General features: G+C 71.2%; 22 protein-coding genes. 11 read left to right on the top strand and 11 right to left on the bottom strand.

The genetic code is table 11. The features are described from left to right. Positions 1-30 precede the first annotated feature (30 nt). Positions 31-813 (bottom strand): SDR family oxidoreductase, encoded by a 783-nt coding sequence (locus ACZ58N_RS33440; RefSeq protein ID WP_471167675.1) that lies wholly within the window; start codon positions 811-813, stop codon positions 31-33. A gap of 405 nt (positions 814-1,218) precedes the next feature. Here ACZ58N_RS33440 and ACZ58N_RS33435 point away from each other — a divergent pair, with 405 nt between their 5' ends. Beyond that, positions 1,219-2,985 carry a lytic transglycosylase domain-containing protein gene (locus ACZ58N_RS33435; protein WP_471167672.1) on the top strand — a complete coding sequence of 589 codons (1,767 nt, stop codon included), beginning with the start codon at positions 1,219-1,221 and terminating at the stop codon, positions 2,983-2,985. Positions 2,986-3,198: 213 nt separating this feature from the next. Here the strand turns inward: ACZ58N_RS33435 and ACZ58N_RS33430 are convergent, their stop codons facing one another. Next, on the bottom strand, positions 3,199-3,402 hold the full coding sequence (locus tag ACZ58N_RS33430) for a cold-shock protein (protein WP_015610594.1): 204 nt from the start codon (positions 3,400-3,402) through the stop codon (positions 3,199-3,201). Between the two features lie 237 nt (positions 3,403-3,639). Here ACZ58N_RS33430 and ACZ58N_RS33425 point away from each other — a divergent pair, with 237 nt between their 5' ends. The 4 genes from ACZ58N_RS33425 to ACZ58N_RS33410 all read left to right on the top strand — a co-directional run bounded on the left by ACZ58N_RS33425 (position 3,640) and on the right by ACZ58N_RS33410 (position 8,593). Continuing rightward, a complete protein-coding gene (locus ACZ58N_RS33425; RefSeq protein WP_471167669.1) occupies positions 3,640-4,497 on the top strand; it encodes a menaquinone biosynthetic enzyme MqnA/MqnD family protein in 858 nt (285 codons plus the stop codon). 305 nt (positions 4,498-4,802) lie between these two features. Continuing rightward, positions 4,803-6,623: a serine/threonine-protein kinase gene (locus tag ACZ58N_RS33420; protein ID WP_471167806.1), complete on the top strand. Its 1,821-nt coding sequence runs from the start codon at positions 4,803-4,805 to the stop codon at positions 6,621-6,623. 106 nt (positions 6,624-6,729) lie between these two features. Then, positions 6,730-7,929, top strand: coding sequence for a cyclic dehypoxanthinyl futalosine synthase (gene mqnC / locus ACZ58N_RS33415; protein WP_471167667.1), 1,200 nt, complete (start codon positions 6,730-6,732; stop codon positions 7,927-7,929). A gap of 19 nt (positions 7,930-7,948) precedes the next feature. Next, entirely contained in the window at positions 7,949-8,593 is a 645-nt protein-coding gene (locus ACZ58N_RS33410; RefSeq protein ID WP_471167665.1) for an imidazolonepropionase-like domain-containing protein, read from the top strand. Here ACZ58N_RS33410 and ACZ58N_RS33405 read toward each other — a convergent pair. Together ACZ58N_RS33405 and ACZ58N_RS33400 are read right to left on the bottom strand one after the other, a co-directional pair. Further along, entirely contained in the window at positions 8,559-8,918 is a 360-nt protein-coding gene (locus ACZ58N_RS33405) for a helix-turn-helix domain-containing protein (RefSeq protein ID WP_471167663.1), read from the bottom strand. The genes ACZ58N_RS33410 and ACZ58N_RS33405 overlap by 35 nt on opposite strands. Positions 8,919-8,953: 35 nt before the next feature. Further along, positions 8,954-9,829, bottom strand: a complete 876-nt coding sequence (locus tag ACZ58N_RS33400; protein ID WP_471167661.1) for a DUF3152 domain-containing protein — start codon at positions 9,827-9,829, stop codon at positions 8,954-8,956. 268 nt (positions 9,830-10,097) lie between these two features. Here ACZ58N_RS33400 and ACZ58N_RS33395 point away from each other — a divergent pair, with 268 nt between their 5' ends. Beyond that, on the top strand, positions 10,098-10,790 hold the full coding sequence (locus tag ACZ58N_RS33395; RefSeq protein WP_471167659.1) for a demethylmenaquinone methyltransferase: 693 nt from the start codon (positions 10,098-10,100) through the stop codon (positions 10,788-10,790). 39 nt (positions 10,791-10,829) lie between these two features. Further along, positions 10,830-11,726 (top strand): glutaminase, encoded by an 897-nt coding sequence (locus ACZ58N_RS33390; RefSeq protein WP_471167804.1) that lies wholly within the window; start codon positions 10,830-10,832, stop codon positions 11,724-11,726. A 241-nt stretch (positions 11,727-11,967) separates the two neighbouring features. Here ACZ58N_RS33390 and ACZ58N_RS33385 read toward each other — a convergent pair whose 3' ends face one another. Further along, positions 11,968-12,501: a GNAT family N-acetyltransferase gene (locus ACZ58N_RS33385; RefSeq protein ID WP_471167657.1), complete on the bottom strand. Its 534-nt coding sequence runs from the start codon at positions 12,499-12,501 to the stop codon at positions 11,968-11,970. A gap of 98 nt (positions 12,502-12,599) precedes the next feature. Here ACZ58N_RS33385 and ACZ58N_RS33380 point away from each other — a divergent pair, with 98 nt between their 5' ends. Further along, entirely contained in the window at positions 12,600-13,883 is a 1,284-nt protein-coding gene (locus ACZ58N_RS33380) for a geranylgeranyl reductase family protein (protein WP_362881947.1), read from the top strand. A gap of 67 nt (positions 13,884-13,950) precedes the next feature. Here the strand turns inward: ACZ58N_RS33380 and ACZ58N_RS33375 are convergent, their stop codons facing one another. The 4 genes from ACZ58N_RS33375 to ACZ58N_RS33360 form a co-directional block, all read right to left on the bottom strand. Beyond that, entirely contained in the window at positions 13,951-14,151 is a 201-nt protein-coding gene (locus ACZ58N_RS33375) for a DUF397 domain-containing protein (RefSeq protein WP_471167654.1), read from the bottom strand. Between the two features lie 44 nt (positions 14,152-14,195). After that, the gene (locus ACZ58N_RS33370) at positions 14,196-14,786 is read right to left on the bottom strand and encodes a hypothetical protein (protein WP_471167652.1); all 591 of its coding nucleotides are present in this window, start codon (positions 14,784-14,786) and stop codon (positions 14,196-14,198) included. Positions 14,787-14,986: 200 nt separating this feature from the next. After that, positions 14,987-15,187, bottom strand: a complete 201-nt coding sequence (locus ACZ58N_RS33365; protein WP_471167650.1) for a DUF397 domain-containing protein — start codon at positions 15,185-15,187, stop codon at positions 14,987-14,989. Positions 15,188-15,198: 11 nt separating this feature from the next. After that, positions 15,199-16,053 (bottom strand): helix-turn-helix domain-containing protein, encoded by an 855-nt coding sequence (locus tag ACZ58N_RS33360; protein ID WP_471167648.1) that lies wholly within the window; start codon positions 16,051-16,053, stop codon positions 15,199-15,201. Positions 16,054-16,297: 244 nt separating this feature from the next. Here ACZ58N_RS33360 and ACZ58N_RS33355 point away from each other — a divergent pair, with 244 nt between their 5' ends. Both ACZ58N_RS33355 and ACZ58N_RS33350 read left to right on the top strand, forming a co-directional pair. Next, positions 16,298-16,807: an ATP-binding protein gene (locus ACZ58N_RS33355; protein ID WP_471167645.1), complete on the top strand. Its 510-nt coding sequence runs from the start codon at positions 16,298-16,300 to the stop codon at positions 16,805-16,807. Beyond that, positions 16,804-17,097: a hypothetical protein gene (locus ACZ58N_RS33350; protein WP_471167642.1), complete on the top strand. Its 294-nt coding sequence runs from the start codon at positions 16,804-16,806 to the stop codon at positions 17,095-17,097. The genes ACZ58N_RS33355 and ACZ58N_RS33350 overlap by 4 nt, the downstream gene beginning before the upstream one ends. A gap of 19 nt (positions 17,098-17,116) precedes the next feature. Here ACZ58N_RS33350 and ACZ58N_RS33345 read toward each other — a convergent pair whose 3' ends face one another. Continuing rightward, a complete protein-coding gene (locus tag ACZ58N_RS33345) occupies positions 17,117-17,380 on the bottom strand; it encodes a hypothetical protein (protein ID WP_471167639.1) in 264 nt (87 codons plus the stop codon). A 329-nt stretch (positions 17,381-17,709) separates the two neighbouring features. Continuing rightward, positions 17,710-18,609, bottom strand: a complete 900-nt coding sequence (locus ACZ58N_RS33340) for a C40 family peptidase (RefSeq protein WP_471167636.1) — start codon at positions 18,607-18,609, stop codon at positions 17,710-17,712. An 850-nt stretch (positions 18,610-19,459) separates the two neighbouring features. Here ACZ58N_RS33340 and ACZ58N_RS33335 point away from each other — a divergent pair. Continuing rightward, complete coding sequence (locus tag ACZ58N_RS33335) at positions 19,460-19,819, top strand: NADH-quinone oxidoreductase subunit A (RefSeq protein ID WP_030773548.1); 360 nt, start codon at positions 19,460-19,462, stop codon at positions 19,817-19,819. The last annotated feature ends 12 nt before the right edge of the window (positions 19,820-19,831 follow it).

Raw genomic sequence — 19,831 nt, 5'->3', positions numbered from 1 at the left:
TACGAGCCGGTGGTAGATGCACGAAGGTCGTCATCGCATCAGTTCACCGGCGTTGACCAGCAGCGACTGGCCGGTTATCGCCCGTGCCCGGTCGGAGGCGAGGAACACGGCCGCGTCGGCGACGTCCCCGTCGGTGGCGAGGTCCGGCAGTGCCATCCGTCCGGTGAGGCGGGCGTGCACCTCGGCCTCGGGAACGCCCTCCGTGTGGGCGGTGAACGTGACGAACGCCTGGACGGGCGGGCCCCACATCCATCCGGGCAGCACGGTGTTGACCCGGATCCGGTGCGGGCCGAGCTCGCGGGCCATCGAGTACATCGCGGAGGTCAGCGCGCCCTTGGACGCGGCGTATGCGGCCTGCTGGACCTCGTTGGGAGCGGCGACGGCGGACTGGGTGCCGATGATGACGACGGAGCCGCCGTTCTCCTTCAGCGCGGGCAGGCAGGCCCGGGTCATCCGCAGGGTTCCCAGGAGGTTCACGTCGAGGATCTGCTGCCAGGTGCCGAAGTCGGCGTCCGTCAGGCCCCCGAAGTAGGAGTCCCAGGCGGCGACGTGCACCACGGCGTCGACGCCCCCGAAGCGTTCCCGGGCCAGCGCGACGAGCGCCTCGCACCGGGTCTCGTCGGTGATGTCGGTGGGGAGGAGCGCCGTATGGCGTCCGTCGGGGTCGATCTCGGCGGCGGACTTGGCCAGGTTCGCGGCGGTCCGCGCCCCGAGCACGGCGTTCCCGCCGTCGCGCACGACGGCCGCGGCCACCTGGTGGCCGAGCCCGGCCCCGACGCCGGAGACGATGACGGTCTTGCCTCGCAACAGCATGGCGCGCTCCCTGACGGCTCGATCTGACGGGCCGTCAGGGTAGGGGGCGGGGCCGCGGATGGGAAGGTCGTCGAGGGTGTCACCGGCGGACCGGGTCCGGTCCGCGCGGGGTCGGCCCGCGTCGGGCGGACCCCGGTGCGACAACCGGGTCAAAGGTCCTCCGGCCGTACCGGACCGGGTCATTGCGGCGTTACCGGCAGGGATGGTGCGTCTCGTCCGGCCCGCCGGACGGCCCGGGGCGCCGCGGACTGGACGTCCTGGGCCACAGGGTGGTGAAGCCGAGACGAATGGTGCGTCATATCTCCCGGGGTGACGGCGAGTCGCGTCGGAATACCTGATAGACAGAAGAATCACGGCTCGACCGGCCGCAAACCATGCCGGCCGTCTTGGGGGGATCGCCGCACTGTGAAGCCGCTTCACCGTCATGTAGTCAACACCTCGCGCAAGGTCCTGTGCACGGCCGCCCTCGCGGCCAGCCTGACCACCGCCGCGGTCGTGACCAACCCGTCGACCGCAGGCGCGGGGGAGTCCGAACCGACGCCGGACAGTCCGCAGGCCACCGATCGTGGCGACGCGCGGCTCGACCTGCCGCCCGCGCTCGCCGACCCGACGCCGCCGCCCGGGGCGAACGCCCCCGAGGGAGCCGGCGGCATACCCGCGACCGCCCTCGACGCCTACCAGCGCGCCGCGGTGTCGGTCGGCGCCGCCCTGCCCAACTGCAAGCTGCCCTGGGAACTGCTCGCGGGCATCGGCCGCATCGAGTCGGTCCACGCCTCCGGCTACGGGCTCAAGCCCGACGGGTCCACCGAGAAGCCGATCCGGGGCCCGCGGCTCGACGGCAACGGCTTCGCGTCGATCCGGGACACCGACAAGGGCGAGTGGGATGCGGACACCGAGTACGACCGCGCCTTCGGGCCGATGCAGTTCATCCCGTCCACGTGGAAGGACTGGAAGGCCGACGGCAACGGCGACGGCAAGCGCGACGCGAACAACATCTACGACGCGGCGCTGGGCGCGGGCCTCTACCTCTGCGCGGGCGACCGGGACCTCTCCGACCCGGCCAAGCTCGACAGGGCGATCCTCAGCTACAACAACTCCCGCGAGTACGTGAACAACGTCCTCGGCTACATGCGGCAGTACCAGAACGGCGTCGCCGGGGTCCCGAACCCGCCCGCCGGGAACTTCCCGACCCTGCCGCCGTCGGGCTCGCTGCCCACCCCGCAGCCGTCGTTCCCGACGACGCCCATCACGCCGACGACGCCGGTCACGCCGACGAGGCCCACGACGCCGACCACGCCCACGACGCCGACGAACCCCACGACCCCGACGACGCCGACCACGCCGACGAAGCCCACCGAGCCGACCAAGCCGACCCCGGCACCGGCGACGCTCGCCAAGCTGGAGAAGGCGGGCGAGGCGAAGTTGGAGGCCGAGACCGGGGGCGTCCTCGGCGAGGGAGTCCGCTTCAAGGCGCTGCTCGGCGACGGCAAGCCGGCCGTCGGTCAGGCCGTCGTCATCGCCGTCGAGGCGGACACCACCGGCGGCACCCGCTTCTCCCCGCTCAACGAGTCGAGCGTGGTCGTCCGCACGGACGACCAGGGCATCGCCACCGCCCCGAAGCTCAAGGCGGGCCCGAAGGCGGGCACCTTCACCCTCCGCGTGACGGCCTACGACTCCAAGACCCAGCTCACCCTCGCCCTGGACGGCAAGGTCACCGCCAAGCCGCTCGTCCTGACCCGCGTCGACGGCACGGCCCCGGTCCAGGTCGTGACCGGCACCGCCGTGAAGGGCGTCCAGTTCCTCACCACCGTCGGCAACGAGCCCGTCGCCGGCACGCAGCTCACCGCGGCCCTGGTCGAGAAGGAAGCGGGCGCCTGGGTGCCCGTCGACCCGACGAAGGCCAAGGGCCCGTACTTCGCGGGCGAGGCCGGCAAGAAGCTGTTCGCCCTCGACCTGCCCGGGACCGGCGCCGACGGCAAGGCCGCCCTGCCGGAACTCCTCACCACGGACGTCGCCCCGGGCACCTACCACCTGCGCGTGACCACGCCCGAGAAGACGTTCCTGATCCTGGAGATCGTGGTCGCCGCCAAGGCGGGGACCACGCCGGAAACGCCGCCGGCGACGGGCTCCGAACCCGCCCCGGTCACCTCCGGCACGGCCCCCAAGGCCTGATCCGGGGCGCGCCCGAACGTACAGAAGGCCGCCGGTCGGTCACCGTTCCCACGGTGGCCGACCGGCGGCCTTCTCCCTTTTCCCGCGTTCCGCCGGACGGGACACGGACGGGGCGCGGCAAAAAGGCAGGAGCCCCGCCGTCTCCGCTCGCACGGAGGAGGCAGGGCTCCTTGGGTACTGCTTAATCCAACCGCGATCCGGTCGGCCAGGCGACTAGGCCGGGATAACGTTCTCCGCCTGCGGGCCCTTCGGACCCTGCGTGACGTCGAAGGTCACCTGCTGGTTCTCCTCCAGGGAGCGGAAGCCAGAGGCGTTGATCGCGGAGTAGTGGACGAAGACATCCGGGCCGCCGCCGTCCTGGGCGATGAAGCCGAAGCCCTTTTCAGCGTTGAACCACTTCACGGTTCCGGTAGCCATGAGCCCTCCTATGGGCCAAAGGGTCGCCCTGCTCCAGAACCTGCTAAGAAGTCTGAAAACTACAAAAGCCTGCGGGTCACATTCTCCGCAGGCCTCGTACTGCAAGGGAAACCAAACTGCAACTTGCGTCGAGCCTAGCACGCACCCTGTGGCGGAGACCAGAGGGAAAGATCACGTCACCCGGACGTTTGAGACCCGCACGACGGCTGACGGAGAGCCGGGGGCTAGTCTCGCGATGTGGACGTCTACCGCAGCCGGCCCCGCGTCGGCCACATCCAGTTCCTGAACTGCCTGCCCCTCTACTGGGGGCTGGCCCGAACCGGCACGCTGCTGGACCTGGAGCTGACCAAGGACACCCCCGAGAAGCTCAGCGAGCGCCTCGTTCGGGGCGAGCTCGACATCGCGCCCATCACCCTCGTCGAGTACCTCCGCAACGCGGACGAGCTCGTCGCCTTCCCCGACCTCGCGGTCGGCTGCGACGGCCCCGTCATGTCCTGCGTCATCGTCTCGCAGGTCCCGCTGGAGCAGCTCGACGGCGCCCGGGTCGCCCTCGGATCGACCTCCCGGACCTCCGTCCGCCTCGCCCAGCTGCTCCTCGCCGAGCAGTACGGGGTCGCCCCCGAGTACTACTCCTGCCCCCCTGACCTGGGCGTGATGATGCAGGAGGCCGACGCGGCCGTGCTGATCGGGGACGCCGCCCTGCGCGCCTCGCTGCACGACGCGCCCCGGCTGGGGCTGGCCGTCCACGACCTCGGGCAGATGTGGAAGGACTGGACCGGACTGCCGTTCGTCTTCGCCGTCTGGGCCGCCCGCAAGGACTACCTGGCCCGTGAGCCGGAGGTCGTCGCCAAGGTCCACGAGGCCTTCCTCGCCTCCCGGGACGTCTCCCTCGCGGAGGTCGCCAAGGTCGCCAAGCAGGCCGCCCGCTGGGAGGCCTTCGACGCCGAGCTGCTGGAGCGCTACTTCACCACGCTCGACTTCCGTTTCGGCCCGGAACAACTGGCCGGCGTACGTGAATTCGCACGCCGTACGGGGCCCACGACCGGGTACTCCTCGGATGTCGCCGTGGAGCTCCTGAAGGTGGCCGCTCCGTAAGGCCGGGCGAGTTATCGCCCAGGCGGTTCCGCTTCCGGAAAGTGAATGCGCGGTTTCCCGGGAATTCGTTCCCCATTCGCCCTCGTGTACCGCAAACGGGCGGGTGCGGCGGAATGCGTGCATGTGCCGGGAGTTCCACCGCCGGGCCTGCGGACACCATCCCGGTGCCGCCCCCGTCCTCGTGTCCCCGCACCGCGCGCCCCCTGTTCCTCGTAGCCCTCCGGCGCCCCACCGCGGGCGGGGCCGAAGCCCTAAGGTGCTGTGGTGTTCAGATGACGTCGCACAGCGCGGGGGACGGGGAAGCGATGCAGCCGCTCGAAGCCGGGGAACCGCGGACGATCGGGGCGTACCGGCTGCTGGGCCGGCTCGGTGCGGGCGGCATGGGCCGCGTCTACCTCGGGCGCAGTGCGGGCGGCCGGACCGTGGCGGTGAAGATCGTGCACCCGCACTTCGCCTCGGACGAGGAGTTCCGGGCCCGGTTCCGCCGCGAGGTGGAGGCCGCGCGCCGGGTCGGCGGGGAGTGGACGGCGCCGGTGCTGGACGCCGACCCGGAGGCGGCCGTGCCGTGGGTGGCGACGGGTTACGTGGCGGGCCCCTCCCTGGACCGGGCCGTCGCGGGGCACGGGCCGTTGCCCGCGTCCGCGGTGCGGGCCGTCGGCGCGGGTCTGGCGCGGGCCCTGGTCGCGGTGCACGCGCTGGGCCTGGTCCACCGGGACGTGAAGCCGTCGAACGTGATGCTGACCCTGGACGGGCCCCGGCTGATCGACTTCGGGATCGCGCGGGCCACGGACGGCACGGCCTCGCTGACCTCGACCGGGGTGTCCGTCGGCTCGCCGGGCTACATGTCGCCCGAACAGATCCTCGGCAAGGGGATCACGGCGGCGGCGGACGTGTTCTCGCTCGGCGCGGTCCTGGCCTTCGCGGCGACGGGACGGCCGCCCTTCAGCGGCGACAACTCCGCGACGCTCCTCTACAAGGTGGTGCACGAGCCGCCGGAACTCGACGGGATCCCGGCCGGCGAGCTGCGCGCGCTCATCGAATCCTGCCTGGCCAAGGCGGCGTCCGAGCGGCCCGCGCCCGAGGACCTGGTGGTGGCCCTGGGCGGCGCGTTGGGCACCCCGGGGTGGCTGCCGGCGCCGCTGGTGGAGGAGGCGAGCCGGGCGGCCGTCGCCCTGCTGGACCTGGACGCCGACCCCGCCGGGCCCGGGCAGGAGGCCGGTTCGGGGCCGGTGCCGTGGACGTCGGCCTCCTCCGGGCCCGCCGCGGGGGCCGGCTTCGGCGCGCCGGACCCGTCCTACGGCGGCGCTCTCCCCGGCCCCGGGGGCACGGGCGGCTCCCCGTACTCGGCCGCGGCGGGCCCGTACGGGGCCTTCGGCGCGGGCGGCGCGGCGCACGCCGCTCCCACGGAGACGGCGGGCGGCGGTACCGGCGGCGACGGAGCCGGCGGGACCGGCGGGGCGACCGGCGGCGGTGTGCCCGGCCCGCGGCCGGCTCCCGACGGGCGCCGGGTCACGGTGAGCGCGGCCGGGCGGCGCTTCAGCTGCACCGTCGTCCTCGCGGCGGCGGCCGTCCTGGCGGCGGTGTCCGGCGGGCTGTACGGGATGGGGTTGTTCCCCGGCGGCGACGAGGGCCGGGACGCCGCGAGCGGCGGTCCGCGCCCCTCGCAGTCCGCGCCGGCGGACACCGACCCGGCGGCGTCGCCACCGGCCGGCACGCCTTCGCCCGGCCCGTCCGGCGGTGGCTCGGCCGCGCCGAAGGGGACGCGGGACGACGTCCCGAAGGAGCTGACGGGGACCTGGAAGGGGACGGTCACGACCGCCCGCATGGGAGTTCCGAGCGAGTTCGAGATCACCATCAGGGGCGGCAGGGTCGGCGAGGTCGTCGCCCGTGACAGGTCGGTCATCGACCTCCTGGGCACCGATTGCAGCGGCGACTGGAAGCTGAAGTCGGCCACCGACCGCTCGCTCGTCCTGGACACCTCGGGCGGCCCCAATCCGGCCCCCGGGATCTGCTCGAACGGCTCCGCCGACGAACGGTTCGCCCTCGACGCGAACGGGACCCTGCACTACACGTCGGGCGACCGGGCCGCCGGGAACCCGGAGGGCGACCTCACGCGCAGCCCCTGACCGGCCCGCGCCGGCGCAGGCCCCGGCCCCTGATCGGGACGCACCGGCCCTGGCGTACGCTGGATCGGTCCGGACCCTTGACACACCGCCGAAAGGTGACGCACCGGTGACCGACCAGGCCGCTCTCCAGTCTGTCCTCGACCGTGCCGCCGCAGGGGGCCGGATCACCCGGGTAGAGGCCCTCGACCTCTACCGGCACGCCCCGTTGCACGCGCTCGGCCAGGCCGCCGACGCCGCACGGCGGCTGCGCTACGCCGGTACGGAGCACATCGCGACGTACATCATCGAGCGCAACATCAACTACACCAACGTGTGCGTCACGGCGTGCAAGTTCTGCGCCTTCTACGCGGCGCCCAAGGACAGGAAGAAGGGCTGGTCCCGGGACCTCGACGACATCCTGCGCCGCTGCGCGGAGACCGTGGAGCTCGGCGGCACCCAGATCATGTTCCAGGGCGGGCACCACCCGGACTACGGCGTCGAGTACTACGAGCACCACTTCGGGGCCATCAAGAAGGAGTTCCCGCAGCTGGTCATCCACTCCCTCGGCGCGTCCGAGGTCGAGCACATGGCCCGCATCTCGGGCGTCTCGGCGGAGGAGGCCATCCAGCGGATCCACGCCGCCGGCCTGGACTCCTTCGCGGGCGCCGGCGCCGAACTGCTGCCCGCCCGGCCCCGCAAGGCGATCGCCCCGCTGAAGGAGTCCGGCGAGCGCTGGCTGGAGATCATGGAGATCGCCCACCGGCTGGGCGTGGAGTCCACCTCCACGATGCTGATGGGCACCGGCGAGACCAACGCCGAGCGCATCGAGCACATCGCGATGATCCGGGACACCCAGGACCGCACCGGCGGCTTCCGCGCGTTCATCCCGTACACGTACCAGCCCGAGAACAACCACCTCAAGGGCCGCACCCAGGCGACCGTCTTCGAATACCTGCGCATGATCGCCATCGCGCGGCTGTTCCTCGACAACGTCGCCCACATCCAGGGCTCCTGGCTCACCGTCGGCAAGGAGGCGGGGCAGCTCTCCCTGCACTACGGCGCCGACGACCTCGGTTCGATCATGCTGGAGGAGAACGTCGTCTCCTCGGCCGGTGCCAAGCACCGCTCGAACCGGCAGGAGATCATCGACCTGATCCGCAAGGCGGGCCGCACGCCCGCTCAGCGCGCGACGACGTACGAGCACCTCCTCGTGCACGACGACCCGGCGAACGACCCCGTCGACGACCGCGTCGCCTCGCACATCTCCTCCATCGCCATCGAGGGCGGCACCGCGCACCCCGAGCTGAAGCTCATCTCCTCGAACTGACGGCGGGGACCGACGCCCGATGCTGACGCTGCACACCGCCGAACTCCTCCTCGCCGGAGCGGGGTCGACGCCGCTGGAGGGCGGCGCCGTCCTCGTCGACGGCGACCGGATCGTCCGCGCGGGCCCGTACGAGGAGCTCGCCGCGGACGCCCCGCACGCCCGGGTGCGGCGCTGGCCCGGCGTGCTCACGCCCGGGCTGCTGGCGCGCGGCGCGGACGAGCTGCTGGAGCGGACGTACTACCCGGACGACCCGTACGAGATCACCGAGCTCGGGGCGGATCCGATCACCGGGCGGGACGCCCTCGACGCGCTGGGGATGACCGAGGCCCGCTGGGGCAACAGCGCCCGCCGCGGCACGCAGAAGCTGCTCGCGCGCGGGGTGGTGGCGGTCGCCGGACGGTTCACCGTCGGATCGGTGCGCACCGCGGTGGTCCGCTCGGGCCTCGCCGTGCTGCCGCCGGTCCCCTACGAGGGACGACCGGCGCTGGACCCGTTCACCGGGCGGGAGAACGCGGAGGACGCCTTCCACGGGGCCCTGGCGGTCGGCGCGCCGGCCCGGTTCGCGGTGTTCGCGGTGCCGTCCCCGGAGGACCTCGCGGTACTCGGCGCGGGCACCTGCGTGGCCACCGTCATCGGGGGCCGTCTGCTGCACCGGCGTCGCTGAGCGGGACGGCGTCGGCGGTCGGGACGCCGTCGCCGGTCGGGAGTTCACCGGGCCGCTCGGGCTCCTGGAGGCGGCCGTCGCGGGCGAGGGCGGCCAGCAGGCAGGCCTGGAGGCGGCTGATGCCACCGAGCTTGGCCCGTATGTTGCCCACGTGGAACTTGACGGTGCTGACCGACAGTTGGAGCTCGGCGGCGAGTTCCGCGTTGGAGGCGCCCGTCGCCAGGAACAGGAACACCGCCGACTCCTGGTCCGTCAGCCGTACCCGGGGTGGTTCCGCGGCGTGGGACGGGAACCAGGCGGGGACGCTGAAACTGACGACGCGCACGGTTCCCCCCGCTGCTCACCCCGGACACTCCTGTGTCAGGGGACGCGCGGACCCGCCAGGTAGGTTCCCGCGGCGTCGAACGGCCACGCGTTGGACGTACAGCCGAGCAGCCCCTTGATCTGCTGCATCATCGCGGGCGCCGGCTGCCCGGCCCCGGGGCAGGTCTCGTGTTCCCGACCGAGTTCGTGGCCCACCTCGTGGTTCACGATCAGCGCCCGGTACTCCTCCACCGTCCCGCTGAACTGCGGTGACCCCTCCTGCCAGCGCTTGAGGTTGACCACGACGGTGTGCCCGGCCCGGCAGTTCGTCTCGCCGACCAGTTCGGGCGTGACGACCTCGCACAGCCGGTCGGTGGTCGACGGCGTGGCGATCTTCACGGTGAAGTCCACCGGCTGTCCGGGCCCGGCCAGCCGGAAGCCGTACGCCGGGTCGCGGATCCAGCCGCGCGGATCCCCGAGGACCGCCTCGACGGCGCGGGCGGCGGCGTCCGCGTCGACCCCGCTGCCCTGCTCGACCTCGACCCGCCAACTCCGCGCGGGTCCCTTGCCCTGTGCCTGACCGGCGACGGTGGAGGCCGTGAACACCCCCGGGCCCGCGGCCGGCGCGGACGGGCTCGCCGAAGCCTTCGGGGACGCGGGCGGCACCGTGGGCGAGGCGGAGTGGCCCTTGGACGGCTGCGCCGACGCGCGGCGGCTCTGCCGGGGCGTGGGGGAGGCGGCCGTGGGGGCGTCGGCGTCCGCTTCGGAGTCCGCCGGGGCGCTCGGGGCGGGCCCGGCTCCCCGTCCGTCGGCGACCGTGGTGACCTCCGGGTCGCCGGGGGAGAAGGTGTACGCGGTGACGGTGAGTGCGATCAGCGCCGTCGTGCCGAGGATCGTACGGCGCAGCCGTCTGCGGCGTTCGGCCCGGCGCAACGCGCGCGAACCACCTCGGGGACGACCGGTCGAGCGGCCTGCCGGCATGCGTGAGCCCTTTGCTAGGTGAGGGCACCCAGTGTGCCCCTGCCCTTCCGGGTCGTCGGTGCCGTGGGAGCCCGCGCCCAGTCAACCCACCCGCACGCCGCACCACAACTGTCCTCGGGGCCAGTCCCGGGACGGACCGGGGGCACGGGCGGGGGCGTGGCGGGCGGCCTGAGAGGATGGCCGGGTATCTGTCGATCCGCACAGCGAGGGGCCAACGCCAGTGACTAGGGCTTCCCTGGACAAGCAGCCGCACGAAGTCGCCTCCATGTTCGACGGTGTGGCGAAGAACTACGACCTCACCAACGACGTGATCTCCCTCGGCCAGGCCCGGCTCTGGCGCAAGGAGGTCGCGAAGGCGGTCGCCGCCCGTCCCGGGCAGAAGGTCCTCGACCTCGCCGCCGGCACCGCCACGTCCTCACTGCCGTTCGCCGCGACCGGTGCGTACGTCGTCCCCTGCGACTTCTCCCTCGGCATGCTCAGCGAGGGCAAGAGGAAGCACTCCTGGCTGCCGCTCACCGCGGGCGACGCGACGAGGCTGCCGTTCAAGGACGACGTCTTCGACTCCGTGACGATCTCCTTCGGGCTGCGCAACGTCCAGGACACCGACGCGGCGCTGCGCGAGCTGTACCGGGTGACGAAGCCCGGCGGGCAGGTCGTGATCTGCGAGTTCTCGCAGCCGACGTGGGCGCCGTTCCGCACCGTGTACATGGAGTACCTGATGCGCGCGCTGCCGCCGGTCGCCCGTGTCGTGTCCTCGAACCCGGACGCGTACGTGTACCTCGCCGAGTCCGTCCGCGAGTGGCCGGACCAGCCGGCGCTGGCCGCGCTGCTGCAGAAGGCCGGCTGGGGCAAGGTCGCCTGGCGCAACCTGACGGGCGGCATCGTCGCCCTGCACCGCGGCACCAAGGCGTAGCGGACCGTGGTGGAGAACGGCCCCTTCGCTTGGGCGGCGCTGCTGGAGCAGGTCGCGGCGGACGTCGCCCCGCTCGTCGGCAGCGGCACCCCCGCCGAGTACATTCCGGCGCTCGCGACGGTGGAACCCCGCAGCTTCGGCATGGCGCTCGCCGATCTCGACGGCAACGTCTTCGGTGTCGGCGACTGGCGGACCCCGTTCTCCACGCAGTCGATCACCAAGGTGTTCTCGTTGGCCCTGGCCCTGGCCGAGGGCGGCGACAGCCTGTGGGAGCGGGTGGGGCGGGAGCCGTCCGGCAATCCGTTCAACTCCCTCGTCCAGCTGGAGTACGAGAACGGCATCCCGCGCAACCCGTTCATCAACGCGGGCGCGCTCGTCGTCACCGACCGGCTCCAGAGCCTGACCGGCGACGCGAGCAGCGAACTGTTGGAGTTCCTGCGCCAGGAGAGCGGCAACCCGGGCCTCGGCTTCGACGCCGAGGTGGCCGCGTCCGAGCAGGAGCACGGTGACCGGAACGCGGCCGTCGCCCACTTCATGGCCTCGTACGGGAACATCGACAACCCGGTGCCGGCGCTGCTGGAGCACTACTTCTGGCAGTGCTCCATCGAGATGAGCTGCGCCGACCTGGCCTTGGCCGGCCGCTTCCTGGCCCGGCACGGGCTGCGCGCGGACGGCTCGCGGCTGCTGACGCGCAGCGAGGCGAAGCAGATCAACGCGGTGATGCTGACCTGCGGGACGTACGACGCGGCGGGCGAGTTCGCCTACCGGGTCGGGCTGCCGGGCAAGAGCGGCGTCGGAGGCGGCATCGTCGCGGTCGTCCCGGGCCTGTGCACCCTCGCGGTCTGGAGCCCGGGCCTCGACGCCCAGGGCAACTCGGTGGCCGGCGTGGCCGCCCTGGACCGCTTCACGACGCTGACCGGCCTGTCCGTTTTCTGACACACCCCTCGCACGGATCGGCCCCGCCGGCGCCCCACCAAGCCCCGCCCGCGCCCCACTCAGCCCCGCCCGCGCCCCACTCAGCCTCGCCGGCGTTTGAGGCGCGGGGTACGGGGCGGAGCCCCGGAAGGGGTTCGGGGGCGGAGCCCCCGGGCCCTCGGGTCCGGGCGGAGCCCGGGAAACGGTGAAAGGGCGGGTCGGGGAACGGCCCCGCGCAGCGGCACCCGCACCCGCACCCGCCTCACCCGCCGGCGGTCAACACCATCTCGTAGCGCCGCCCGTACCGCGTACCGCTCGGCAACAGGAACCGTTCCGCGAGCGTCATCCCCAACCGCTCCGCGACCGCGATCGACCGCGCGTTCGCATCGTCGATCATCGCGACCACCCGCGGCACCCCCGCCTCCCGCACCCGCTCCAACGCGGCCAACGCGGCCGCGTACGCGTACCCCCGCCCCCACGCGGAGCGCCCGAGTCGCCAGCCGATCTCGATCTCACCGACCGGCCCCCACGCCTTCTCCGCGGGCCAGGGCTGTGCCCCGGTGAAGCCGATGACCTCGCCGTCCGCGTCGAGCAAGGTCCACAGGCAGTGTCCGAGTTGGGCGTCGTGCATCCGCTGCCGGGCGGTGATTTCGACGTACGAGGACAGTTCGGCGGGGCCGCCGAGGAACTCCATCACGTCCGGGTCGTCGAAGACCCCGTGCCAGGCGTGGGCGTCCTCGTGGGTGGGTACGCGCAGGCGTACGTCGGGGAGGGGCCGGGTGGGCGAGGTGGTCATAGGGGGCAGCCCTTCGGATCGTGATCTCTCTCGCTGCTTAGACTGCACTTGTCCGGTGCCGCCTGGCACCCTATATCGAGCCTTCGGGAGACCCCGCAGTGACCGAGCCCCTCTCCGAACACTCCGCGGATGTGATCGTCGTCGGCGCCGGTCCGGCCGGCTCCACCACCGCCTACTACCTCGCCAAGGCGGGACTGGACGTCCTGCTGCTGGAGAAGACGGCGTTCCCGCGCGAGAAGGTCTGCGGTGACGGTCTGACCCCGCGCGCCACCAAGCAGCTCGTGTCGATGGGCATCGACATCTCGGAAGAGGCGGGCTGGCTCCGCAACAAGGGCCTGCGGATCATCGGCGGTGGGCAGCGGCTCCAGCTGGACTGGCCGGAACTCGCCTCCTACCCGGACTACGGACTCGTCCGCAAGCGCGACGACTTCGACGAGACGCTGGCCCGCCAGGCGCAGAAGGCCGGCGCGCGGCTGTACGAGCGGTGCAACGTCGGCGAGCCCGTCCGCGACCCGCGCACCGGGCACATCACGGGCGTGCAGGCGAAGCTGGGCGAGGAGAAGACCCCGGTCACCTTCCACGCGCCGCTGGTCGTCGCCGCCGACGGCAACTCCTCGCGGCTGTCCCTCGCGATGGGCCTGCACCGGCGCGAGGACCGCCCGATGGGCGTCGCGGTCCGTACGTACTTCACCTCGCCGCGGCACGACGACGACTACCTGGAGTCCTGGCTGGAACTGTGGGACCGGCGCGGTCCGCAGGACCGGCTGCTGCCCGGCTACGGCTGGATCTTCGGCATGGGCGACGGCACGTCCAACGTCGGGCTCGGCATCCTGAACTCCTCCTCCGCCTTCAAGGAGCTGGACTGGCGCGAGGTCCTCAAGGCGTGGTGCGCGTCCATGCCGGAGGACTGGGGATACACCCCGGAGAACATGACGCAGCCGATCCGCGGGGCGGCCCTGCCCATGGCGTTCAACCGGCAGCCGCACTACACCAAGGGCCTGCTGCTGGTCGGTGACGCGGGCGGCCTCGTCAACCCGTTCAACGGTGAGGGAATCGCCTACGCGATGGAGTCCGGGCAGATCGCCGCCGACGTCATCGTGCAGGCCCACTCCCGCGCGACGCCGTCGCTGCGCGAACTGACGCTGCACAGCTACCCGAAGGTGCTGAAGGAGACGTACGGCGGCTACTACACGCTGGGCCGCGCCTTCGTGAAGCTGATCGGCAACCCGAAGGTGATGAAGCTGGCCACGCAACGCGGCCTGACCCACCCCGTACTGATGAAGTTCACGCTGAAGATGCTGGCCAACCTGACCGACCCGACGGGCGGCGACGCGATGGACCGCATCATCAACGGCCTGAGCAAGGTCGCCCCGAAGGCCTGACCGGGCGATCACCTGCGGCGCGGGTCCCTCCGCGCCGCAGAACCACCCGGACTGCGCCCGCGGGCGGCTACCCGGCGAGGTGGTCGAACTCGCCGGCCTTCACACCGGCGATGAACGCCGCGAGCTTTTCGGGTGACGTCGTGATGATCTGCGCCGGGTCGTCACTCTCGCATAGCAGGATCTCTCCCCCGTGCCGTGCGACGTGCAGGCACTGCTCGCCGCCGCCCCCGGAAAAGCTCGACTTCTGCCACGTGATGCCCTCGACCATGCCCCTGACCCACCTTCTTGAGTGGTGCGGCGAACAAAGCGTTCCTACGAACAAGCTTTCCGCACGCATCGGGAACAGGGGAGAGGTCCTGCCGGGCTGTTCCGATCCTGCGGGAGGTCCCGGCAGCCGACGGCTGATGGTGCGGCGGTCAGTGTGAGGTGGCGGACGGGGTGGAGTCGCCATTCGGCGCGGGTCTCGTCCCGCAGGGTGATCGTGAAGCCGGTGGATTCGCCGCGGTACAGGGCGGCGACGGCTTGCAGCCATCCGCCGGCGTCGACCCGTTCGAGGGCGCGGGTTCTGTCGTGGCGCGTCATGGGGAAGACGTGCGCGTCGCGGATGTCGGTACGGATCGCCCGGACCGCGGCGAGGGGGTTTACTACGACCTGCACGGGGGCGCGCACCTCGACCGGCCCGCCGTCGGGGTCGTAGCGCACGCGCTCGATGGCGATGCCGGGGTGGACGCCATGTTCGTAGGGAAGCCAATTGGGCAAGCTTGCCACCGCCTCGGTGTCGGTGCGGGTGATGCGCGCATGGTTGCCTTCCTGTCGTAGCGACATGGTTGCCCCTTGCCGAACAGGATCAGAAGGATGGTCAAGTTCGCGAACCTTGGTGAGCCACACCTCGACCGTGCTCAAAATGAGCAGAGTTGTGCCACGTCGGGTAGGCGCGCGCCGGTCGATCCGACAGGTTGTCGCGACACACGGCGACGGTACCGCCACCAAGAGTGTCCGGGCAAGTATGCACCGGGGCATGTATGCCAACCGACCTACATGAACGCCCTCCACTCGCGAGGAGTGGAGGGCGAGGTTGCATGCGGTCGTCCTCAGTTCTGCGACTACAGGATGAAGTGGTCGAATTCGCCCGCCTTCACTCCTTGGATGAAAGCCGACAGCTTGGCGGGAGTCGTGCTGAGGATGACGCTCGGATCGTCACTCTCGCGCATCACGATGGCTTCGGCGTTGGCGCCGACCTCGATGCAGTTCTCCCCGTTGCCCCCGGAGAACGAAGACTTCTGCCAGTTGATGGATGCGCTCATTCCTGCGTGTCTCACAGTTCTCGTGCGATGTGGTGGATGAGTTGCCGCGACCCGTCGGGGTCGAGAGAGGCTTGCTCGGCGATGTCCAGTAGGACTTGGTACTTGCGCAGGTCTGCGTCGGCATCGAGGAATCGGCCGCCGACCGCACTGTCGATCTGGACTGTGTCGAGCTGGGGAACGATTCCGCTCGCATACAGAACAGGCTGTGTGACCTCGATGAACTTCTCGTTCGTGAACGGAATCACGCGCACGACTACGCCCGGGCGTTCCGAGGCTTTGATGAGGTGTTCGAGTTGCTCGCGTGCGACCTCGCGCCCGCCGAAGCGCATCCGCAGGGCGGCCTCGTGAATGATCGCCTCGAAGCGTGGTGGACGAGGGGCGTCGAAGATGCCCGCTCGTCGTTGACGGTGCGCGACGCGGGCGGCGACTTCGTCCGCCGGCAGTTTCGGTGTCACCCCGGAGAACAGGGCCCGCGCATAGCCTTCCGTCTGCAAGAGGCCGGGCGGCGTCACGCTCGTCAGGGAGCGAAGCGTGGTGGCGTGGAACTCCAGCTCGGCAATGTCAAGGAATCCAGGGGCAAGAATGCCCCGGTATTCGTCAAACCAATGCTGCCCACGGTGCTCTTTCGAGATGGCGCACAGGGCGTCGATCAAGGCCTCGTCGGGGCATGAATAGAAGCTGGCGAGACGTCGAATGCGCTCCTCGCTCACACCTATGCGTCCGGCTTCTATGTGGCTGATCTTCGCTTGGTCGATTGACAGTAGACCTGCGGCCTGTCGGGCAGTTGTCGCCGCGGCCTCGCGCAGTTTCCGTAGCTCGACACCGAGTCGTGCCTGGCGTGCTGTCGGGTTGTCCCTCGGCGGCATGAGTCCCTTTCCCTTGTCTCCATCGAGTGTGCCGGTAACGGTGCTGCGGGTCCACCCGCTTCAGGTGAGCAGGTTGGCAAGCTTGCCCCGGGGCAAACTTGACCCCTATGGTCTTCGCAGTACCGCGCCGCAGGCAGAAAGTCGCGAAGTGCAGCCGCTGACACGCGCCTTGAGGCGTCGTCACCTGGGGCGGTCATCGCCACGCGCAGCAGATGGCGCGCTCAACACGTTGGGAGATGAGGACATGTCCAGGACCGACTTAACGGCTCACGAGCCACTTCCGCCGTCCCGCCGGTACACGTTCACCGGGCCCAACGAGGCGCGGACGGTGGGGCTCGCGCGGGAGTGGGTGGCCCGGCTGCTGGAGGCGCTCGGGCGGCGCCGGTTGGCCGAGGCGGCCCGGCTCTGCACGTCGGAGGCCGTGACGAACGCGCACCTCCACACCCGGTCCGCCGTGCTCGCCGTCGAGGTCGTGGTGACCGAGGGCCGGGCGTTCGTGTTCGTGCGTGATGACGCTGCCGATTCGAAGCCGCCGCTGCCCGGCGAACTGCGCGACGCCCCGGCCGGACAGGAGAGCGGGCGGGGCCTCCACCTGATCGCCGCGTTCGCCGAGCGGTGGGACGTGCTGCCCGGATGCGGGCGCGACAAGGCCGTCTGGTTCAGCCTTGCCGAGGGGTCGGAGGAAGAGCCGCCCGAAGCATCGGCCGAACCGTGGCCCGCAGCGTCGGGCGAAGAGTTGGAGGGGACGCGATGAACCTCGCCGCAGATCGTGCCTTCTGGGGCATGAACGCCCTCTCGCTGGTGCTCGGGGTGCTCTCGCTGATCGCGATCCGGATGTCGCTGCCCTCCCCGCTGCGCACCAGGACCTTCCCTCCGGCCTACACCTGCCACTGCTCCGGCGTGGCCGTGCGCGTGGCCGTTCCTATCGAGCCGGAGCCGGCCGAGTACCGGCGATGGGCCGCGTGGTGCGAACGGCCGCCCCGGGCGCTCGGGGTGATGACGGGCGGGACGGCGGAGGGTTACCGGCCACCGGAACCCGACTGAGGCGGACGGCCCGGGAGCCTCAGGCGCCCGGGCCCGGTTCGGCCGGCGGGTTCGGGCGGCCGTGCACCGTGCGTATGCCGTGGGCCAGGAGGAGCAGCCCCGTCAGGAGCAGGGCCGCAGAGGCGGTCCATTCGAGGCCCAGGGTCAGCGGGTGGCCCGGTTTGTTCCAGGGGCGGGTGGTGGTCAGCAGCCAGCCGCCCGACGCGAGCAGGGCGAGTCCGGTGGCGGCCGGTACGGCGCCGGGGTCGGCGGCGCCGGGGGCTTCGTACGGCTCGGTGTTCACGGCACCACCACCTCCAGGGATCGGACCGGGCCCGCGCGGGCCGGGGTGTACCGCCGACCATCTTCGCAGGGTCCCCGGGGTGGCCGATCGCCGGTCCGCGGACGCCCCGTACGTCACCGGATCGTTTGTGCGGGCTTGTCCTTGTCGCCCTGAGCGTCCCGTTGTCCAGCTGTACGCCCGAAACGCGTCGTGCCGCGGACAGTGGGAGGGGCGACTTCGGCCCGTGCCGTCGGATTTCCCCGCAAACGGGCACCGGCACGGGCACGGCGAAGGGCCGGTACTCCGCCCCCGAGCGGGGGAGTACCGGCCCTTCGTGACGAGCTGTCCGATCAGAGGACGCGGACGGCGCCCGTGGGCATGTCGTAGTTCATGGGGCGCTCGACGATCCCGGTGTTGGGGTTCTGCGCGCCGATGAACTTGCCGCCGCCCGAGTACACGGCGACGTGGTACGCGCTGCCCTTGGCACCCCAGTAGACGATGTCGCCCGGCTGGAGGGCGCTCAGGGACACCGAGCGGCCGGCGGTGGACTGCGCCTGGGAGGTGCGCGGCAGCGAGATGCCGGCCTGCTTGTACGCCGCCTGCACGAGGCCGGAGCAGTCGAACGAGGACGGGCCGGTGCCGCCCATGACGTACGCCTTGCCGAGCTGCGCGCGGGCGAAGTTGAGGATGGCGGACGCGGAACCCTTGACGGGCGCCGTGACGGTGCCGCTGCCCTGGCCCGAGCCGCTGCCCGAACCCGAGCTCTTGGAGGGCGTGGAGGAGCCCTGCTCGGCGGAGGTGTTGGAGCCCGAGGCCGTCTGGAGGGAGGTGCGCTCGGAGTCGCGGGCGGCGCGCTCGGCGTCGGCCTTGCGGTCCGCCTCCTCCTTGGCCTTCTTCTCCGCGGCCTGCTGCGCGGTCTCCTTGGCCTGCTTCGCCTCGGCGGCGGCACCCGTACGGGCGCTCTCCTCCTGGGCGTTCAGCTCGCCTTCCACGGCGGCCTCTACGGCCGCGACGCGGGTGGTCTCGGCGGCCGTGGTGACCGCGGAGGACACCTCGGCGCCGAGGTTCAGGTCGAGGACGGGCATTTCCATCGTCGTCTCGGCCACGGGGTCCGCGGACGGGGTCGCGCTCGCGGTCCCGGCCAGGGCCAGGGTGCTGAGAACGCCACCGGCAACTCCGGCGCGGACCGCGAGCTTCGAGGCGCTGCGGCGCGGCTTCCGGTGGCTGGGTATGTGAGCGGTGTGGGACATGAGAACAACCGCTATCAGTGAGGGGGCACTCGCTACAAGAAACGTGGTGTGCGCCACAGTTGCGCGAGAAGAGGGTTAACCGGGCGCGTCGCGGGTCTTATTGACGCCGTAACGGGCGTATCGGACACCCCGTCACGAGCCTGTGATCATGGGTTTTCAGCGTTTGGTCCGAATTTATCCCGGGCCTACCATCGACGCGGACAGATGGCCAAGCCCCCTTTTGGCGGCTCGGATTTCGTGTGACACAGGTCACAGTAACCTCGGGCATCACCGGCGTTGTGGCCTGTCCGTGATCCGACCGTGAGCGTGCTGTGCGGTTCGTGAACGGATGCACAGCATCCGCTCCCCTCTCGCCCCGCCGTCGACTTCCGGCCATCGACCCTCCCCGGTACCCGCGCGCGGCCCTCCCATTCCCCCGACCGTCCCTCGCGGCGACCCCGCGTCCACTCCCGTCCCACCGGCTTCCCCCGGTCGGGCGACGGCGATTCCTTTACCACCCGCCCCGCCCTCCCGCCAATTTGCCTGCAAGGGCCACCATTTGATAGGGCGATGGGCGCTCCACCTGCGACGACGAGCTCCAATGTCACCTTTGGTGATCATGTGGATGCCTTCCGTACGAAGATCACCACTCAGTGGGCTTCATGATCGTTCGTCAGGTGGTGGAGATCACAAACTCCGTCTTGTTACCCGTGTCGCAGATCACAGACCGGCAGGCATAAGATGCGCAGCAGTCCGGCTTGTGAACTGCCTCACATGCCCCCGTTCCGACTCCGGGGCGATCTTCGCGAGGCGGGTCACGCGGCGCCGGCGGCGGTCCAACGGTCAAGGACGACTGGAAGGAGCGAGGAGCGTGAATGCGTACGCGCCCATCCTCGTGCTCGGCGCCCTCGGCGCAGGGTTTGCGATCTTCTCCGTGGTCATGGCCACGCTGATCGGCCCAAAACGGTACAACCGGGCAAAGCTCGAAGCTTACGAGTGCGGCATCGAACCCACCCCGATGCCCGCCGGCGGCGGTCGCTTCCCCATCAAGTACTACCTGACGGCGATGCTCTTCATCGTCTTCGACATCGAAGTTGTCTTCCTCTACCCCTGGGCCGTCACCTTCGACGCCCTGGGGATCTTCGGGCTCGTCGAGATGTTGCTCTTCGTGCTCACCGTCTTCGTCGCCTACGCCTACGTCTGGCGCCGCGGCGGCCTGGAATGGGACTGAGGGGCTGAATAC

The organism is Streptomyces sp. NPDC040432 (assembly GCF_055595445.1).
Note: the sequence above shows the minus strand (reverse complement) of the source record. Positions and strands in the feature narration are given on the sequence as shown.

What these genes read in the sequence shown, in the direction of transcription:
- ACZ58N_RS33360 (WP_471167648.1), bottom strand. Translation starts at nt 16,053, where the DNA reads ATGCCGCCGAGGGACAACCCGACAGCACGCCAGGCACGACTCGGTGTC.
- ACZ58N_RS33420 (WP_471167806.1), top strand. Translation starts at nt 4,803, where the DNA reads ATGCAGCCGCTCGAAGCCGGGGAACCGCGGACGATCGGGGCGTACCGG.
- ACZ58N_RS33385 (WP_471167657.1), bottom strand. Translation starts at nt 12,501, where the DNA reads ATGACCACCTCGCCCACCCGGCCCCTCCCCGACGTACGCCTGCGCGTA.
- ACZ58N_RS33410 (WP_471167665.1), top strand. Translation starts at nt 7,949, where the DNA reads ATGCTGACGCTGCACACCGCCGAACTCCTCCTCGCCGGAGCGGGGTCG.
- ACZ58N_RS33440 (WP_471167675.1), bottom strand. Translation starts at nt 813, where the DNA reads ATGCTGTTGCGAGGCAAGACCGTCATCGTCTCCGGCGTCGGGGCCGGG.
- ACZ58N_RS33340 (WP_471167636.1), bottom strand. Translation starts at nt 18,609, where the DNA reads ATGTCCCACACCGCTCACATACCCAGCCACCGGAAGCCGCGCCGCAGC.
- ACZ58N_RS33355 (WP_471167645.1), top strand. Translation starts at nt 16,298, where the DNA reads ATGTCCAGGACCGACTTAACGGCTCACGAGCCACTTCCGCCGTCCCGC.
- ACZ58N_RS33350 (WP_471167642.1), top strand. Translation starts at nt 16,804, where the DNA reads ATGAACCTCGCCGCAGATCGTGCCTTCTGGGGCATGAACGCCCTCTCG.
- ACZ58N_RS33365 (WP_471167650.1), bottom strand. Translation starts at nt 15,187, where the DNA reads ATGAGCGCATCCATCAACTGGCAGAAGTCTTCGTTCTCCGGGGGCAAC.
- ACZ58N_RS33430 (WP_015610594.1), bottom strand. Translation starts at nt 3,402, where the DNA reads ATGGCTACCGGAACCGTGAAGTGGTTCAACGCTGAAAAGGGCTTCGGC.
- ACZ58N_RS33375 (WP_471167654.1), bottom strand. Translation starts at nt 14,151, where the DNA reads ATGGTCGAGGGCATCACGTGGCAGAAGTCGAGCTTTTCCGGGGGCGGC.